Raw genomic sequence first — 17,794 nt, 5'->3', positions numbered from 1 at the left:
AAAATATAACAACTGTGACCTCTGCAAAACGTTCAGCTTCCTGCAATCCGGATTAATCGTGACATTCTCGGCGTTCTATGTTATTATTTTAGTTGAAGATTGCATAAAATATAAACGACCGCAAGTGTTGCTGCACCTGCGGCGTACCATAGTCGTTCCCATAGGGGATCGGCCTATCTCATATTTAAATAGACCTCTCCCTCAATTTGCCGGTCAAGGGAGGTCTATTTTTTTTGGTTGAAGGTAATCACTGCGACGATTAAACTGGCAAAAGACAACATCATCATCATCGCTTCAAAAACCGACATAGCATCACCCCCTTTCGTACGGGGCTAGCCGACCACCCTTGAGAAACAAACTATCGCCTCTATAGTATAACACAGATTCGTCCTATGTATAGAACAGATGTTCTGTTTTTCTGCAAATTGAGACTATGCTCCTATCCCGGAAACTTAAAAATTACCCATTCAACAAAGCTTGACCGTTAGCACATTTATTTTTTTGAAAGTGAAAAGTCTTGCTTACCTGCGGGATGCTGGTTCATTCAGCTTCAATTCTTGGCTTTCCCGGATCACACCCTGGCCTTTCTAATGAAGCCGATTCGGCTACCTTAGTTAAATAATAGCATTCTTCCCGATACATATGGTCTGCCATCAATGGAGCAAAAGTTCCCAGCGCCTGTGCTGACAGCTCTAGCTCTTCAAGCTCGTTGAGAAAATTCATAAACAGCTGTATTTCCAACGATACTTCCTTGTTCATACGAGTCAATGCCGGAAACGATTCAAGGTTCGTTCGCAAATAGCCGGTCATTTCAACGGCCTTCAGATAAAATGCTTCAAAATCTTTAACATACATCATGCTTTTTGCCTTTAGCTGTTTTTCAATCTGGTCCAGATTGTCATTAATGGCACCTGCGTGTCCGGCAGCATCCAGAAACCAAACGAGATGATGATGCAGTTCATGGAATATTGGCGGTGTCTGCCCATTTTTTAAATAATCGAGAACTCGTATATATTCTTCTACTTCATTAACCATATGGTTAATAAATGTTGGGGATAGGCTCATCTTTATGTGGCCTTGCAAATGTCTGGCAAGTAACGAAAGCTTGAATTCCCGAATTTGTTTCGCTTCGCGATCCGCTACGTTACTTAGCTCGATTAAATCGCCTGCATTAACCCTCTCTAGCAGTTGGTCAAATCGATAGATAAAAGAATCCGCCTCCTCGACATCCTTTGTTTCACTTGGTGCGAGCGAATCGTGAATAAACCGGCTGTGATCCCCAAGTACTTGCAGCCAAAACCTGTGTTCAAACCGAGCTGAACTCTGAAAAGTGGAAGCCACGCTATCTCTCCTTTCTCACTGCCTACATTGATACTTATCTTTTTACTTATGTATTTATGACAATGAAAATTTTATAAATCGATCCGAGTCCAGCCCCGGCTCCAACTCTTTAAAATGCCAACTGACAATCATCAAGTTTTAGATTTTGAACAATAACGTGTTATTCTTTTGTTAGGATGTTTTTTATAATTGAACTACAGAAGGTATTTTTTGCTGTGATTGTGGGGAAATGATATGGTCTTGAATCTTAATCCAAACATTGGTTTTAATTTAACATCGATTTTACTGGTTCTTGTTCTAATTCTGAATTTCCTTTTTGCTATTTTCGTCATTTTTCGGGAACGCCGTGATGCCAGCTCCACATGGGCCTGGCTGCTCGTTCTTTTCTTCATTCCCGTGCTTGGATTTATCCTATACCTGCTCTTCGGCCAAAACTTAAGCCGCTACCATCTCTTTCAATGGGATGACAGAAAAAAGATCGGCATTGAAAAAATGCTCTGGAATCAATTGCATGAGTTAAGAACGGAACAATTCCACTTTCGTAATAAAGCTACAGAAACAAGCAAGGACTTAATTCATATGCATTTATTAAATAATGATGCTGTTTTAACAGAAGATAATAGCGTAGAAGTTTTTACCGACGGGCAGGAAAAGTTTGCGCGCCTTTTTAAGGATATTGCAGCTGCGAAAAATCATATCCACTTACAATATTACATTATCAAAAGGGATGAACTCGGAAAAAAGTTGATCGATGCACTGACTGTCAAAGCTAAAGATGGTGTAAAGGTCCGGGTTTTATATGATGATCTCGGATCAAGGACGATCACAAAATCGTTTTTGAAAGAATTGCGCCAGGCCGGCGGAGAAGTCGAAGTATTTTTCCCTTCAAAACTGCGCTTGATTAATTTGCGTCTCAATTACCGTAACCACCGCAAACTGGTCATCATTGACGGGAAAATTGGCTATGTTGGCGGTTTTAATGTCGGCGATGAATATTTAGGCCTGAATCCGAAGTTTGGCTATTGGCGTGACACTCACTTGCGCATTGAAGGCACAGCTGTTCACGCTGTCCAAACTCGTTTTATTCTTGACTGGAACCAGGCTTCTCATAACCGGGATATCGCTTACGCGCCAGAGTATTTCCCCGAGGAAATTGGCAGGGGCTATGTTGGGATGCAGATTGTGACGAGCGGTCCTGATTCTGAATGGCAGCAAATTAAAAACGGCTATATTAAAATGATTTCTTCCGCCAGGAAATCGATTCTTATTCAAACACCTTATTTTATCCCGGATGCAAGCCTGTTGGATGCACTACAGATTGCCTGCTTATCGGGAATCGATGTCAAAATCATGATCCCTAATAAGCCTGACCATATGTTCGTTTATTGGGCGACCCTGTCATATATTGGGGAACTTTTAAAAGCAGGGGCAACCGTTTTTATTTATGAAAAAGGTTTCATCCATGCAAAAATGCTTGTCGTTGATGAGCAAATTTCTTCTGTTGGTACAGCAAATATTGATGTTCGCAGCTTTAAGCTGAATTTTGAGGTCAACGCATTTCTTTACGATGAAACAATCTCCAGAAAGCTTAGCAGTATTTTTCAAGAAGACTTACTCGTTTCGAACGAATTGACGCTGGCCAGCTATCAAAGCCGCTCTGCACGGGTCCGCTTCAAAGAATCCGTGTCAAGGCTGCTGTCACCGATTTTATAAAGGAGCAGATCTGAGATTAAAATGGTCTCAGGGTCGCCATCATCTGTCGGGATTATCCGAGCAAAAAAGGCATATCCCAACGGATGTGCCTTTTTCACTCCAGTAAATTTCCTTCTGCAGGAATCGGATTTTCTGTTAACAGACGGGCAAAATGAACAAGATTATATCCAGTTGTACTTACCGACTTCATCGTATAGTCATTTTCCCAGCCATTTGCTTCAATATATGAAGGGCCTGGACCCGCTTCCCCGACCCAGTAAGTGTCAACATTAGGGGGTAGCGTAAATCCAATATACGACAATCCATAAAGGATCGACCCCGCAGCATGCTTGGCGCCGTCTTCATTCCCGGTAACGACAACACCGCCGACTTTATTGTAGTAGAGGGATTGGCCCTTTTCATTTGTCATACTGCTTGCCCCAAATAATCTTTCGATTGCAAGCGTCGCAATACTGCTTTTTTCTCCAAGCCAGATCGGTGTTCCAATTATCAGTATATCAGCCTCTTTTACTTTTTCAAAAATATCAGGCCACTCATCATCAATACCTTCATTAGCTGAAATCCCGTATGCGATATTATAATCGGCCAGTCTGATCATTTCAGATTGAACCTGTTCCTTTGTAAAGATTTTTTCGACCTCGCGCATTAAGCTTTCCGTATTGGATTCTTCAGGGCTTTTCTTTAATGTACAGTTCAGAAAAATTGCTTTTAATGGCATAAACATCCTCCTTCACGATACTCTGTATCATTTTAACCTTTTTCTTAAAAACAAAACGAAATAAGCGGGGATTTAAGGAAGATGCCGCTGAAGTTTGTAAGTCAGCCTTCTGCTGGTTGTCCCTAACTGAAACTAACTGTGTTGGCTGTTTTTCGAGATGAATTGTTCAGTTCTCTTTAAAATCATTAATCTTATATAAGCAAAAAACTTCATCCCAATTCCACTTTTCATAATACCAGCTGCCTAATTTGATATTTTCTATCCACTTGATCTGATTTAAGTCATCGCGGTTTGACGTTAACACATCTCCCCTTTTTCTATTCGTCCTAATCCAGACTAATTGATCACTGTCCCTGTTATATTGAGGACGAAAGTCTCCTTCTTTTTCCAAAGGGGTCGTAACCTTTTTTTGTTCATCGGTGTCAATATTTACTCTGTATAGACTCGGCATTGGCCGTTGTTCAATATCAACAAGATCACTTTCATATGAACGTGAAGCGATAAGCAAATCCCCATTTACCCATGTGAAGTCACGATCAGCAAATTTCCCCGGCGTATAATTAATGGTTTTCTTTTTGTCGATGGCTGTGACATTTAAATGTTTATTAAGTGTCGCTGTCCGGCCAACCCCTTCTATATAAGCTAACGTATTGTGATTTGGCGCCCATTGAAACCATCCTTCGTCAGATAACATTTCACCAATCTTTTGAAAATGCTGTCCATCACGTGAAATTATACAAAGAGTATTGCTATCAGCTGACATTGATGCAGTGGGGACTAGCTGAAAAGCGATCCAGGCGCCATCAAATGACCATTTAAATTCGCTCGTGCTGATAAAATAATCATCTTGTCCCACCTTTACTGTATAAAAATCGTGCGATTCAGGTTGATTTATCTTTTTGTTGAACAGTATTCTAGTCAGTCTGATATCCGAAAAAATATTTTTATTGGCTTTAGAAGAGGTTAACAACCCACTTCCGTCCGGAAGCCATGAAAAATTTTCGATTCGGGAAGCAATCTGGTGGATTTTATCTATTTTAGCTGCATCGGCGATATGTAAGCTTGTCGCGGTTTGATATGCTAACGTGTTCTTGTTTGGTGCCCATTGAAAATTATTGCTAACATTCGAGTCTATTTTATAGTGCTGATTCAGTTTAAGATCATAAATCCAGAGTGAGCCTTCATACAGCGGTTCATTTTGTTTCTGGTCCTTTAAATAAGCAACATAGCTGCCATCATAAGACCATTTAGGATATCTTACAAATTCGCCGTTTGTAATTTTGGTTTCCTGTTCGGTTATTTTAATCCAGAGGTCATTATCTCTGATAAACGCAGCTTTTAGCTCATTCGTTGACTCTGCCCTGACAAAAGAAAGAGGGTGAATAATCCATGCAAAAACAGTCAGTGAAAGAATAAATGTTTTCATATTCGTCTCCTTCCATTATGACTCAGTTTCGCTGTTAGTCTTCGCATTTATCTTTTTCCTAACCGTGTCCCCTTTAAATGAAATACCTCTATCCTTAAAGCATCGGGCGATTAATTTATGTAGAAAAAGGGCTCACCCAAAGTTGGGAAGCCCTTTTCGTGTTTCCTATTAAGCCTTTACAGGTTTCTTTAAGAACCCGAGCAGTAATGCAGATACCACCGCACCTGCGATGATTGCAACGAAGTAAAGGAAACCGTTGCCTTCAACCAGCGGAATAACGAAGACTCCTCCGTGAGGTGCTCTCAGTCCTATTGAGAACATCATCGATAGGGCTCCTGCGATCGCAGACCCAGCCATAAGTGAAGGAATAACGCGAATCGGATCTGCAGCTGCAAATGGAATCGCACCTTCTGTAATGAATGATAAGCCCATGACATAGTTGACTTTCCCTGCTTCTCTTTCCTGCTTGGTAAACTTATTTTTGAAGAAAGTCGTCGCCAGCGCAATCGCTAGAGGCGGTACCATACCTGCGGCCATAACTGCAGCCATTGGTTCATAGACACCGCTTGTGAGCAAGCCTGTTCCAAACACGTAGGCTGATTTATTGATTGGACCGCCCATATCAACAGCCATCATTAAGCCGAGCAAGATACCAAGCAAAACTGCGTTTCCAGTTCCAAGTCCTGTTAACCATTCTGTAATTGCTCTATTCATCGCTCCAACTGGCTCGTTGACAAGATAAAGCATAATAAATCCAGTTATACCAATTCCGAGCAACGGATATAAAAGAATCGTCTTGATTCCTTCAAGAGACGCTGGCAGTCCCTCCAGTAGTTTCTTTAAACCCACAACCAAATATCCAGCCAGAAAGCCGGCGATCAGTCCACCCAAGAACCCGGCGCCACTTGTAGCAGCCATCAAACCGCCGACCATTCCAGGTGCAAATCCAGGCCTGTCGGCAATGCTTAATGCAATAAACCCTGCAAGTACCGGTATCATCAAGCCAAAAGCATTTCCTCCGCCAATAATGCTTAATGCTTCAGCAATAGGATTGTAGGAAGGATCTTCGGGATTGGCAGCATTATAGCCAAATACAAACGATAGCGCGATTAAAATTCCGCCCCCAACGACAAATGGAAGCATATTTGACACACCGTTCATTAAGTGTTTATAAATACCCGTTTTTGCGCCGCGCTTCTCTTCATTGTCCTCCGATTTTCCAGCACCGCCCTTGAAAATAGGTGCATCCTGGTTAACAGCGCGGGTGATTAGCTCTTGAGGCTTGCGAATACCGTCGGCTACAGGCGTTTCGACCACATGCTTTCCGCGAAAGCGCTCCATTTCAACAGAAGTATCTGCAGCGACGATGACCGCGGCTGCGTTTGCGATTTCTTCCGGAGTCAGAACATTTTTTGCCCCGCCAGATCCTCGAGTTTCCACCTTAATGTCAATACCCATTTCAGCTGCTTTTGCTTTTAAGGAATCAGCGGCCATGTAAGTATGAGCAATACCTGTCGGACAAGCTGTAACAGCGACGACATATTTTTTTGTAGTCGAAATCGTTTGTTCTTCTTGTTCATCTTCGCGATCATAGCTGTCTATCAGATTGATCACATCATCTTTTGTTCTGGCCTCCATCAGCTTTGCGCGGACTTCTTCCTTCATTAAAAGAGTTGAAAGCCGCGATAAAGCTTCCAGATGGGTATTGTTGGCTCCCTCAGGAGCAGCGATCATGAAGAACAGATGGGCCGGCTGGCCATCCAAAGACTCATAATCCACACCCTCAACCGATTTGCCGAAAACGATTGCCGGCTCGATAACAGCTTCCGTTTTGGCATGGGGAATCGCAATTCCATCGCCGATTCCAGTCGTGCTCTGCTCTTCCCGTTTTAAAATTGCCTCAGTAAATTGAACTCGGTCCGAGATCTTTCCGGCTTTCGCGAGGACTTCCACTAATTCATCCACAGCCCCCGATTTTTGGCGGCTGTCCATTGATAGCAAAATTGTTTCTTTCGTTAGCAGCTCTGTAATTCTCATTTTTATCTCTCCTTTAAGAACTCCTTAATCACTACTTGTGGCAATAATTCAGCAACCTTTTCCGGGGTGCATAAACCGATCGAAAATGCGGTAGCGCTGCCGGATGCGACACTATATTGAAATGCTTCTTTAAAATTGTTGGTCGTTTCATATTTTGCAAGAAAACCTGCCACCATTGAATCTCCTGCGCCAACCGAGCTTTTTACGTCTCCTTTAGGCACTTCGGCAATGTACGCAACATTTTCATTGATAAACACGGCTCCTTTTGCAGCAAGTGACACAATGACATTTTCCGCGCCCATTTCGACGAGTTTTTGCCCGTAGTGGATTGCCTGTTCACAAGTTTCGATAGTTGCTTCAAACAGGTCGCCAAGCTCGTGATGATTGGGCTTAATTATGAATGGCCGGAATTTCAATACATTCTTTAGTAAGTTTCCCTCTGCATCGACTACAAACCGCGCTCCATTCGCACTGCATATGTCAACAAGGTCTTCATATGTCGATTCCGGCATAGTTGCTGGGATGCTTCCTGCCAACACAAGCAAGTCTTGTGACGACAACTGACGCACTTTATTTTTAAGTGCCTGATAATCCTCGTTTGTAATCAGCGGGCCTTTCGCATTAATCTCTGTCTCTCTATCTGTTTTCAGCTTGATGTTGATTCTAGTATCTTCGTTTACGCGAACAAACTGTGAAGCAATGTTTTCATTTTGCAAGTAATCTTCAATAAATTGTCCGGTAAACCCGCCGATAAAACCTAATGCCTGGCTGTTTATGCCCATTCCCTTTAAAACTCTTGAAACATTAATCCCTTTTCCGCCGGGGAATTTTGTATCGTTTATCGTGCGGTTTAAAGCTCCAACGTTTATTTGTTCAAGTTCGACAATATAATCAACGGATGGATTTAATGTCAGTGTATAAATCATGCTGTCACGACCTTTATCGTTGTTTTACTTAAAAATTGCTCTTCATTTTCCTTGTTTAATTGATTCGTAATGATAGCCGCCTCGTGCAAGTCGGCAATTTTCGCAAAAGAGATTTCCGAAAACTTTGATTCATCTGCAAGCACAAACGACTCACGCGACAAAGAGATCGCTGTTTTTTTTATGAGTGCTTCTTCCTGATCAGGAGTAGTATACCCAAATTGCGGATGAATCCCATTCACCCCCATAAAGCATTTATCAAAGCGGTAATTCTCCATGCTGGCAAGAGCTCCCCTGCCGATGATTGCCTTAGTTTTATGTTTAGCAAAGCCGCCGATTAAAAACGTGTTGATTTCTTTATCAAGCAATAAATGAATGTGCATCAGCCCATTTGTGACGACAACGATATCGTTCGGTAAATATTCGATCATCGCCATTACGGTAGAACCGGCATCAAGATATATGCAATCACCTTCTTCGACCAGGCTTGCAGCATATTGAGCGATCTGTCTTTTTTCATGAAGGTTTTTGAAGTTTTTTTCCGACATGCTTGCCTCTTGCAGTTTTCCTTGTAGTCTGGCAGCACCGCCGTGAACCCTTTTTAAGAACTTCTCTTGCTCCAATTGGATCAAATCCCGCCGAATCGTCGATTCCGAAGTATTAGTTAACTCAACTATCTCCTGAATCTTGACTACATTCCTCTCCTTTAACAATTGAAGGATCAAGCGATGACGCTCTGGTGTCAGCAAGTAAACCACCCCCTTAACTCGTTTCTCTTTATGGTTCCATCTTACTGTAACCGATTTCAAAAATCAATCATTATCATTCATTTCCTTTCATATTTTTATAGTTTTTGAATGATATGATTGATTTTATAATTTTCTGGTTATTGATTTAAAAAATAAAACACACCATCGTTTACAGATAGCGTGTTTGGTTGATAATTTCTTTTTGTTCCGATTCCCTTTTACGACTCATTTTCATTAATTTTTAGTTCCGACAATACTTCGTGCTTCGATGTTAATGGCTGCTTACAGGCGAAGTTCTCACATATATAGACGGTTAATGAACGATCGGCGAGTGGCCGGTATCCTCTCTCATAGATTGTATGTAAACCTTCATCACTCGCTGAAGTGACCACAGCCAATTCCGGAGTATATTTTGATCGCAGCTCTTCGAAAAGTTCAAGCCGCTGTCTTGCTTCTCCCACAATCACGACTTCTTTCATCGGGAATTCCTTCAGCAACAAAGATTGCAATAAAAATGTATGCCCTGATCCGTACGCTTGGATATCCGGCTTAAACACCTTCAATATTTCATCAGCCATATCAAGCCATTCAGTGTCACCTGTAAAATGGCCAAGCCTCAAAAGATTAACGGCTGCCACACTGTTACCCGAAGGAATCGCCCCATCATAAGCTTGCTTTTCCCTGACGATGAGTGACTCACTGTCCGCTCTTGTAAAAAAGAAGCCCCCGTCTTGTTCATCCCAGAAAAACGACCGCAGCTTTCTGGCCGTTTCAACGGCCTTGCTCAAGTACTCCATATTCGCTGTACCTTCATACATTTCAAGATAGCTCCAAAGCAGAAAAGCCCAGTCATCCAAATAGGCCAGGTATTTTGCTTCCCCATCCCTGTATCGGGCAAGCAATTCACCGTCAACGACAAGCTGCTTTTCAATAAATTGCAGAGCTTTTTCAGCTTTTTCAAAATACGCTTCGTTTTGCAGCGCCTGTCCGGCCTTCGCGAGCCCAGCAATCATCAGTGCATTCCAGGCTGTTAAAATTTTATCATCTAAATGCGGATAGACGCGCTGCGTACGTTTTTCAAGTAGCACTTTCCGAAGTTCCTCAAGCTTTTGTTTTCCATCTTCGGTGCTCAAGCCAGCTTCTGAGAATGTTTTGGCCATATTGCTTTGAAGCAAATTCGGGATATTTTCACCTTCAAAATTTCCATTTGACGTTATATCGTAGATTCTTGAGTAAAACTCCCCATTCTTTTCTCCAAGCAAATCTATGATCTCTTGTTTTGACCAAACATAGTACTTGCCTTCAACCCCCTCACTATCCGCATCGATCGCAGAGTAAAAAGCTCCTTGCTGATCGGTCATTTCCCGGTCAACAAAAGTGACAATTTGCTCGACAATTTCCTTATAGCGGCTGTCATTGGTCACCTGGTAAGTCTCGGCATATGCGTAAAGAAGCAAGGCATTGTCATACAGCATTTTTTCAAAATGCGGAACGAGCCATTGTTCATCAACAGAGTAGCGGGCAAACCCAAATCCGACGTGATCATAGATTCCCCCATCCGCCATCGCATTTAAAGTTCTTTCAACCATTTTCAAAGCTATTTCTGCATCTGTCCATTTGTAGTATTTGAGCAAAAATATCAGCGTGTGCGGCATCGGAAACTTCGGGGCATCGCCAAAACCCCCATAGATGCTGTTAAACCGGTTCGATAATTCCTGATAAGTTTTGTGAAGGACATCTGCAGAAAGCAGTTCTGCCCCGCTTCGCTCTGCAGACAGCCGCAGCGCTTCGGTAGCCTCGGCTGCAATTGTATCAATTTTATCCCGGTTATTTTGGTACTGATCATAAAGCTGGGTGATGACTTCTTTGAAACCGGGTACCCCATACTTACTCTCAGGAGGAAAATAAGTCCCGGCATAAAACGGCTTTTGGTCCGGTGTAATAAACACATTAAGCGGCCAACCGCCATGACCCGTCATCAGCTGGCAAATATTCATATAGATCGAATCAATATCAGGGCGTTCCTCGCGATCGACCTTGATTGAAACAAACCTCTCGTTTAAAAGCTTGGCCACTTCTTCATCCTCGAATGATTCTCGTTCCATAACGTGGCACCAATGACACGTTGAATAACCAATGCTTACAAAAACGGGTTTATTTTCTATTTTCGCTTTTTCAAATGCTTCTTCTCCCCAAGGGTACCAGTCGACTGGGTTGTAGGCATGTTGAAGTAAGTACGGCGACTTTTCCTTGGCTAATCTATTAGGTTTATTGTTCGTTGTCATATGGGCACCACCTCCTTTTGTTCTTCTGGAATATTTTTGGTGTTGACATTCAAAGCTTAGCATACACACAATAAAAAGAAAAAACCCATGCCTGTAAAAGCAAAACAGAAGATCGAAATTCAAATCAAATAATTATTCGGATTTAGGGGTCAATATGATAAACATCGAGTATAGAGATGGGCTTTTATTCATTTCTTTCGTGGAAACTCAATTGTGATTGAGAACATTGTCATTGATACGGGAGCCGCGGAAACGATCTTTTCCCCCGATGTTGTTGAGGAGATAGGAATTTTTGCTGAACTTGACGATTATGTACATTCTTTTTACGGTGTCGGCGGCAGCCTTTATAACTTTTTTTCCAAGCAGGTTGACGGCGTAAATCTTGGGTCGGTTAATCTCAGTAAAGTGAAGTTGGATTTTGGAGTCATCGATCCTCAAGGTCATATAAATGGACTTCTCGGCCTTGATATCCTTATGAAGTTAAATGCTGTGATTGATTTAAGGAAATTGGCGTTATCATTAGACATATAAAATAAAAGACCGGAGTAGTTAGCACCGATCTGCAAATAATAGGAATCGTTCAAGAAATTGTTCAAAAAATCCCCGTCTTATTCCTTTTCCCATCTACTTATACGCTGATGTATGAATACTCGCATATTCTCTTGGAACGGTAATATTTAAACCATGTATATTTCCAAAATCAATGTAAACAACGTTAACAATTGTATCTCCCGAGTTTAATATAATCAACTTTTTTCGAGAAACTATATTCCTCTCCACCAATCCCTATACTGCTGACTAATCTATCGCCGGGCTCAAAAAAAATGTCTATTTCATCTACTTCATCTACAACAATGATAGAATGGGCAGCACCTGTACCGATAACAACATTTTCGATAACCTTGTACTTCCTTTTATCCTATTTCAACTGAAGTGGATATCAAACCGTTCCCATAACACAATTTCTTCTTCTTAAGCCTCGCAAACCAGATGTCTTCCTAACTTCTATGACAAGTTCTTCATTGTCTGTATGATAGACAATAGTATCTTTTCTAGCATTTATAAGTTCTTTTGTAGCTTCTTGTGAATCCTTAATAGGACGAACTAAAGCAACATCATCGATAATCTTTTTATTACCTACCATACGAGCATTTATAACAGACAACAATACATATTGATTAGGATAAATTTCCCGGACTTCTTGCCACTTCATTAGATTTCACCTCAATTTTCAAAGGTTTTCCTTTATCTAATTTTATTGTAATAGTTGTAAATTTTTAATTCAACGGATTTCCTTTATCTTTTTCCATATGCCTTCTATACTTCCTCATTACAAAATCCCCTTCCACAATTAGCTACCCGTAAAAGGCAGATCTTTGAATCGCTTTACTTTGCTTCTGATAACTCGGATCCGTACAAAGAGAACTTTTTGTCAACTAAAATAACATTTAGGTTGACATATGATAACTAACCGATTTATCTTTAGATTATGACAATTCAAGGAGGGATAAGATGAACAGGAAACTTACTACTTTTGATTTAACCCTTGTACCATTATTTGTTGCGCTAATGTGTATAGGGGCAAACATTACGTCAATCGTGCCATTTATGGTCGTTGGCGGTGTTCCGATTACTTTACAAACGTTCTTTGCTATCTTAGCGGGTATTATTCTGGGAAGCCGTTTAGGAGCCATTGCCATGATCGTTTATGCATTGGTCGGTCTGCTCGGAATACCAGTTTTTGCAAAATTCGGAGGCGGATTTGCACATATTCTAAGTCCTACCTTCGGCTTTATTATTTCATTTATTTTTACAGCTTATTTCGCTGGAAAAATTGTTGAAAAAAGCAAAGCGGTTAGTACTTATATCATTGCATCCTTAGTGGGAATGATGATTAATTACGCATTCGGAACAAATTGGATGTATTTTGCTTATAAGCTATGGGCAGCAGCCCCGGAAGGTTTCACCTATACAATGGCATGGCTCTGGATGGTTGTTCCGCTTCCGAAAGATATCTTCTTAGCTGTCTGTGCTGGATTATTAGCCCACCGTTTAGACAAAACCGTTCTTTCAAAAGGCCTGTTTAAAAGAGCGAATCGTTTAGCATCTTAATCCAAGGAGGACACTATGATGGAAAACTGGAAACAGCTTGCATTTGATGTTTTAAAGGGCAGAGAAATTTCCGATGAGGAAGCATTCAACATTCTAAATTGTCCCGATGAGGAGCTTCTTGACCTGCTGAACAGCGCTTACTTAATCCGTAGATTTTACTATGGAAATAACGTAAAACTGAATATGATCATTAATACTAAATCAGGATTATGTCCGGAAAATTGCGGTTATTGTTCACAATCGAGTGTTTCGACTGCTCCAATTCCGAAGTATAGAATGGTAGATAAGACGACTATTCTGAAGGGAGCCGAACAAGCGTACCAGCTTAATGTTGGCACTTACTGTATTGTCGCAAGCGGACGCGGTCCGAGTGATAAAGAAATCGATACCGTTGTCTCCGCCGTTGAAGAGATCAAAGAGAAATATAATCTTAAAATTTGTGCCTGCCTCGGCCTCATCAAACCAGATCAGGCAAAAAGATTGAAAAATGCCGGAGTCGAAAGGTACAACCATAATATCAACACATCTGAAAATCACCATGAATCCATTACAACCTCACATACATATCAAGATCGGGTAGATACTGTCCAACTTATAAAAGAAGCCGGAATTTCCCCCTGCTCCGGTGTTATTATCGGAATGAAGGAAACTCAGCAGGATGTCATCGATATGGCCAGGAGCTTAAAAATTTTAGATGCTGATTCAATTCCAGTAAATTTTCTGCACGCTATCGCTGGAACACCATTAGAAGGTGTTGATGAACTTAATCCGCGGTATTGCTTAAAGGTATTATGTTTAATGCGGTTTATTAATCCTTCAAAAGAAATTCGCATTTCCGGTGGCAGAGAAGTTAATTTACGCAGCCTGCAACCGCTAGGATTATATCCTGCAAATTCTATTTTTTTAGGAAACTACTTAACAACAGAAGGACAGGAAGGCACAGCAGACCACCAGATGTTAAAGGATTTGGGATTCGAAATTGATTTTATTAAAGAAGAGGCTGAAACTGCAGCATTATAAGCTTTGCGGCTGTATTTTCAAGGTAATCATTTAGCTTTCATTTTTTGCCACTTGGCCTAACCTGAGATATTTTGTCTGAGCGATAGGCCTTTCTTGTTTTCATAATGCTATCAGGAGCTTTGAAAACTACTAATATTCGTGATAATGTGTTTGTATTTAACTTGTTAGAATCTCCTGCGTCCTCACTTCTTTTAGGAGCGTTCCGTCATACGTATGTCTAGCGTAAGAGTACAGAAAACCTTCCCCTTAAAATAGAGGCAAAAAGCTTACTCTCTAATCGAAACTCCCTTTCTTAAATTGAAAAAGACTATTTTTGCAGAAAACAGAGAATATCACAATAGGACCAAAGTAGAGATCGAAGTTTTAATCTGTTTAAAAAGAACAACCCGGTCATCGAACCGGGTTTGTTCCATTTTCCCTTCTACTATGGTTCATTAGAAACCACCGCTCCATACAGATCAACTTTAGGTGCAAGAACGAATTCATTATTTAATTTAGTAACTCGACTGCCAGCTGAAGCTATGATAGGTTTTGGCTGTGCTTCCACATAGCCGGTAAGAGCATCTAAATCCACCGGGCCTTTTACTCGGTTTTTGCCGTTAGTAAATGCTGTGAAGTTGTCTTTCCCCATAGCCAGGAAGGTATTGACGGCCACTGAATATTCAGAGTCAGGATTGATCTTTTCACCAGTCGGTAAGTAAATGTCAACCACTTTTTGTCCGGCTGGTAATTCGTTTGACCAGGTATATTTCAGGCCGGAAATTTGCAGCATACGCTTCTTGGGAGACCACTGCTGATTTAAAGCATCGCGCACTTGAGAGCCAGTCATAGTTAAACTCATTAAGCGGTTGCCGAATGGCAGCGCAGTAAACAATTCACCCCATGTAATCGGTCCTGCATCAAGATCCGCACGAATACCAGCCGATTCAATAAAGGCAAAGTCAGTGTTCATCGTGTGCCGCATGCTGTCTGCAATTAGCGTACCAAAATCAGATTCTCCAGCTGCGTTTTGCCCTCTTGTCAGCTCCACTCCGGTTTCACCAATTTTTTCATGAATCGTCTCGCTAACATCTTCTTGATATGCGGCGACTATTTCAGTCATTTGGCGATCCGCTTCGATTGCATCTTGATAGGTTACGATAATTTCCGCTTTTTTTTCGATTATATCCCCGGTTGCAGCGTCGATAACGAGGTCGACATCGGCAAATGCCGTTCCGGCGGAATACGCTTGGACAAGCAATTTGCCATCCACTATCGAGTTCAAATAGGTGTGGTTATGCGCACCAAAGATTACATCTACTTCATCATCGACTTGTCTGGCAAAATCAACAATTTCCCCAGTCGGTTTCGACCCATCGATCTCGGATTTTCCTGGATTGTGGGCAAGCACAACAATTGCTTCTATACCCTGATCCTTTAACTCTTTTGAATATTTATTAATGGCTGTCACTTCATCTGTGAACTTAACATCTTTAACCTTGCTCGAATCCAAAATATTAGGAGTATCAGAGTATACGACCCCGATAAACCCTATTTTCTTCCCCTTAACTTCTTTAATAACATAGGGATCGAGTATTGTTTTGTTCGTATCTTTGTCAACTACGTTTGCAACGGCGTATGGAAAATTTGCACCTTGGAATTCACCGTACCTTTTTGCTGTTTTAGGATGTTTGCCTCCATCGATAAGACGCATCATTTCTTGGACACCTTCATCAAATTCGTGATTTCCAACGGTGCCGACATCAAATCCTAGTTCATTTAGCATATGAATGGCCGGTTCATCCTGCAGTAATGCGGATGATGGCGAGCTTCCCCCGACTGCATCGCCTGCATGGACCAGCAGTGTGTTAGGATTTGTTCTTTCTCGTTCCTTTAAGTATGCAGCTAAATAATCCGCCCTCCCGGCAGGCCGATTGTTCACTTTTTTGGATGTATCAATCTGCCCATGAAAATCGTTGATCCCCAGAAGCTGCACCTCGATGTTCTGTTCAATTGAATGGGAAGTTGATAGGGAGAATTGGGAGATAAATGTTGTTGCTAACAGACTAACGAATAGTACAGCTGCCCTTTTCACGAAATACCCCTGCTGTGTATTCTTCATTCTGGCGCACCATTCCTTTTCAAGAATTAATGTACATCAAAACAAATGAGAATCCTTTCCCTATAACTGCCCTCCTCTTCATTTTTGGGAACAGATGTTTACTGCTTATTGTCCGAACTCAGGTGACAATAATTCGCACTGATAGTATTGGCAGTGCATCCCTCTATGCTTCAGAGTATAAAATACTATTGTTATGCATGTTCGAACACAGTGTAATTTTATTGAAAAATTTTTGTTAAGCTTTGTTCGTAGTTATCTGCTTACAACGTGATAGAAACCAAGCGTAATTTTACATACTAAAGCTGTGGTTGTTATAACGAAAGAACATTGTCGAGTTTTCTATTGGAGGCGAACGCGCGTGGAACCTACTGGATATTGGACTTTTTTTTCAAACCCGAAAATGTGGGCTATTGATGAGTTTTTATTGTCAGGTGAAGTTTATGATTTATTCTCGGTGGCCCGTTGGCAAAAAGACTGGTTTAAAAAGGGCCAGCTGGGGGTTATTCGAGTGGGGCATGATCAAAGGACAAAGGAACAATTAAACGGAAAAAAGCGCTTAAGGCGAGGGATTTATGCAATCATCGAAATCCTCGGATCCCCGTTCCTTTCAATTTCTGGAGATGAATTATGGTTAGAAAAAGATGAAAAAGAAAAACCAAGATATAGTGTCGAAATTAAGTACTTACAAAACTTGTTAAGAAGGCCAATATCTTTGGACCATTTTAGAGAAGAGGAGTCACCTGAGTACGATAAATACCTTGTCCACGGTTTTCAAACGGCTTCCATCCCCCTTAATCCGCATACTTTTGAAAGTATAATCAGCAGTATAGGTGGTACCGAAAAGCTGGAGTTTGAATTTTTTAATACTCGAATTCGCCAATACGAAGATATACATTTTTTAGAGCGAACTTACATACATGGAGTTCGCGAAGTAACAGAAGCGCTCAGTGTATATATTGAAAAAAGCCATGTTGCCCTGGACTATCAAAGGTCTTCAGGGTTTAAATGTGAAATATGTACTGCACTTGGCATTGAACCGTTCTACTTTGAAACACCTAATGGCGAATATTATGCAGAGACACACCATGTAATGCCTAATCCGCAAACTTATGATAATTCTATTTCCAGCCTGAGTCTCATCACGGTTTGTCCTAACCATCACAGACAATTGCATTATGGCAAAGTGAAATTATTGGAAAACAACCATGAAAAATTTGCGTTTGAAATCGACGATGAAATCGTGGCGGTTCCAAAAGGTTTACAAAGTTTTCAAAAGTTAGTTGAAGAATGAATTATACATAAGTGCCAGTATGAGTAAAATGTTTGTAGGAGAAGAATTTCCCTTCTCATCCAGATAATGGCGTAGCCG

Annotated in this window: 14 protein-coding genes and 1 pseudogene; 5 read left to right on the top strand and 10 right to left on the bottom strand. The window is 41.2% G+C overall.

The features are described from left to right. Positions 1-224: 224 nt before the first annotated feature. Both CU635_RS24395 and CU635_RS16565 read right to left on the bottom strand, forming a co-directional pair. Positions 225-281 (bottom strand): hypothetical protein, encoded by a 57-nt coding sequence (locus CU635_RS24395; RefSeq protein ID WP_373270903.1) that lies wholly within the window; start codon positions 279-281, stop codon positions 225-227. A 259-nt stretch (positions 282-540) separates the two neighbouring features. After that, a complete protein-coding gene (locus CU635_RS16565; protein WP_101578497.1) occupies positions 541-1,341 on the bottom strand; it encodes a DUF2935 domain-containing protein in 801 nt (266 codons plus the stop codon). A gap of 234 nt (positions 1,342-1,575) precedes the next feature. On the opposite strand from CU635_RS16565, the gene cls reads away from it, so the two are divergent. Further along, positions 1,576-3,054, top strand: coding sequence for a cardiolipin synthase (gene cls / locus CU635_RS16560; protein ID WP_101578496.1), 1,479 nt, complete (start codon positions 1,576-1,578; stop codon positions 3,052-3,054). Between the two features lie 94 nt (positions 3,055-3,148). Here cls and CU635_RS16555 read toward each other — a convergent pair whose 3' ends face one another. The 6 genes from CU635_RS16555 to CU635_RS16530 all read right to left on the bottom strand — a co-directional run bounded on the left by CU635_RS16555 (position 3,149) and on the right by CU635_RS16530 (position 11,192). Beyond that, positions 3,149-3,772 carry a flavodoxin family protein gene (locus tag CU635_RS16555; RefSeq protein ID WP_101578495.1) on the bottom strand — a complete coding sequence of 208 codons (624 nt, stop codon included), beginning with the start codon at positions 3,770-3,772 and terminating at the stop codon, positions 3,149-3,151. A 166-nt stretch (positions 3,773-3,938) separates the two neighbouring features. Then, positions 3,939-5,198: a TolB-like translocation protein gene (locus tag CU635_RS16550; protein WP_101578494.1), complete on the bottom strand. Its 1,260-nt coding sequence runs from the start codon at positions 5,196-5,198 to the stop codon at positions 3,939-3,941. 168 nt (positions 5,199-5,366) lie between these two features. Continuing rightward, positions 5,367-7,235 (bottom strand): PTS fructose transporter subunit IIABC, encoded by a 1,869-nt coding sequence (locus CU635_RS16545; RefSeq protein ID WP_101578493.1) that lies wholly within the window; start codon positions 7,233-7,235, stop codon positions 5,367-5,369. Positions 7,236-7,237: 2 nt separating this feature from the next. Continuing rightward, positions 7,238-8,161 carry a 1-phosphofructokinase gene (gene pfkB, locus CU635_RS16540; protein ID WP_101578492.1) on the bottom strand — a complete coding sequence of 308 codons (924 nt, stop codon included), beginning with the start codon at positions 8,159-8,161 and terminating at the stop codon, positions 7,238-7,240. After that, positions 8,158-8,907 carry a DeoR/GlpR family DNA-binding transcription regulator gene (locus tag CU635_RS16535; RefSeq protein ID WP_101578491.1) on the bottom strand — a complete coding sequence of 250 codons (750 nt, stop codon included), beginning with the start codon at positions 8,905-8,907 and terminating at the stop codon, positions 8,158-8,160. The genes pfkB and CU635_RS16535 overlap by 4 nt, the downstream gene beginning before the upstream one ends. Positions 8,908-9,125: 218 nt before the next feature. Beyond that, the gene (locus CU635_RS16530; protein WP_101578490.1) at positions 9,126-11,192 is read right to left on the bottom strand and encodes a thioredoxin domain-containing protein; all 2,067 of its coding nucleotides are present in this window, start codon (positions 11,190-11,192) and stop codon (positions 9,126-9,128) included. 213 nt (positions 11,193-11,405) lie between these two features. Here CU635_RS16530 and CU635_RS16525 point away from each other — a divergent pair, with 213 nt between their 5' ends. Continuing rightward, a complete protein-coding gene (locus CU635_RS16525; protein ID WP_219620151.1) occupies positions 11,406-11,723 on the top strand; it encodes a retroviral-like aspartic protease family protein in 318 nt (105 codons plus the stop codon). Between the two features lie 409 nt (positions 11,724-12,132). Here the strand turns inward: CU635_RS16525 and CU635_RS16520 are convergent, their stop codons facing one another. Next, the gene (locus CU635_RS16520; RefSeq protein ID WP_101578489.1) at positions 12,133-12,405 is read right to left on the bottom strand and encodes a hypothetical protein; all 273 of its coding nucleotides are present in this window, start codon (positions 12,403-12,405) and stop codon (positions 12,133-12,135) included. Positions 12,406-12,704: 299 nt separating this feature from the next. On the opposite strand from CU635_RS16520, the gene CU635_RS16515 reads away from it, so the two are divergent. Further along, positions 12,705-13,304 (top strand): biotin transporter BioY, encoded by a 600-nt coding sequence (locus tag CU635_RS16515; protein ID WP_101578488.1) that lies wholly within the window; start codon positions 12,705-12,707, stop codon positions 13,302-13,304. 18 nt (positions 13,305-13,322) lie between these two features. Continuing rightward, positions 13,323-14,324 (top strand): biotin synthase BioB, encoded by a 1,002-nt coding sequence (gene bioB / locus CU635_RS16510; RefSeq protein WP_101578487.1) that lies wholly within the window; start codon positions 13,323-13,325, stop codon positions 14,322-14,324. 487 nt (positions 14,325-14,811) lie between these two features. Here the strand turns inward: bioB and CU635_RS16505 are convergent. Then, positions 14,812-16,425 (bottom strand): annotated as a pseudogene (locus CU635_RS16505) (bifunctional metallophosphatase/5'-nucleotidase); the annotation flags it as partial. Between the two features lie 358 nt (positions 16,426-16,783). Here CU635_RS16505 and CU635_RS16500 point away from each other — a divergent pair. Further along, entirely contained in the window at positions 16,784-17,716 is a 933-nt protein-coding gene (locus tag CU635_RS16500; protein WP_101578485.1) for an HNH endonuclease signature motif containing protein, read from the top strand. The last annotated feature ends 78 nt before the right edge of the window (positions 17,717-17,794 follow it).

The organism is Bacillus canaveralius (assembly GCF_002860125.1).
Lineage (GTDB): Bacteria > Bacillota > Bacilli > Bacillales > Cytobacillaceae > Bacillus_BJ > Bacillus_BJ canaveralius.
The sequence above is the reverse complement of the archived record's forward strand: the minus strand, read 5'-3'. Positions and strand labels throughout refer to the sequence as shown.

What these genes read in the sequence shown, in the direction of transcription:
- CU635_RS16515 (WP_101578488.1), top strand. Translation starts at nt 12,705, where the DNA reads ATGAACAGGAAACTTACTACTTTTGATTTAACCCTTGTACCATTATTT.
- CU635_RS16520 (WP_101578489.1), bottom strand. Translation starts at nt 12,405, where the DNA reads ATGAAGTGGCAAGAAGTCCGGGAAATTTATCCTAATCAATATGTATTG.
- cls (WP_101578496.1), top strand. Translation starts at nt 1,576, where the DNA reads ATGGTCTTGAATCTTAATCCAAACATTGGTTTTAATTTAACATCGATT.
- bioB (WP_101578487.1), top strand. Translation starts at nt 13,323, where the DNA reads ATGGAAAACTGGAAACAGCTTGCATTTGATGTTTTAAAGGGCAGAGAA.
- CU635_RS16545 (WP_101578493.1), bottom strand. Translation starts at nt 7,235, where the DNA reads ATGAGAATTACAGAGCTGCTAACGAAAGAAACAATTTTGCTATCAATG.
- CU635_RS16550 (WP_101578494.1), bottom strand. Translation starts at nt 5,198, where the DNA reads ATGAAAACATTTATTCTTTCACTGACTGTTTTTGCATGGATTATTCAC.
- CU635_RS16555 (WP_101578495.1), bottom strand. Translation starts at nt 3,772, where the DNA reads ATGCCATTAAAAGCAATTTTTCTGAACTGTACATTAAAGAAAAGCCCT.
- CU635_RS16530 (WP_101578490.1), bottom strand. Translation starts at nt 11,192, where the DNA reads ATGACAACGAACAATAAACCTAATAGATTAGCCAAGGAAAAGTCGCCG.
- pfkB (WP_101578492.1), bottom strand. Translation starts at nt 8,161, where the DNA reads ATGATTTATACACTGACATTAAATCCATCCGTTGATTATATTGTCGAA.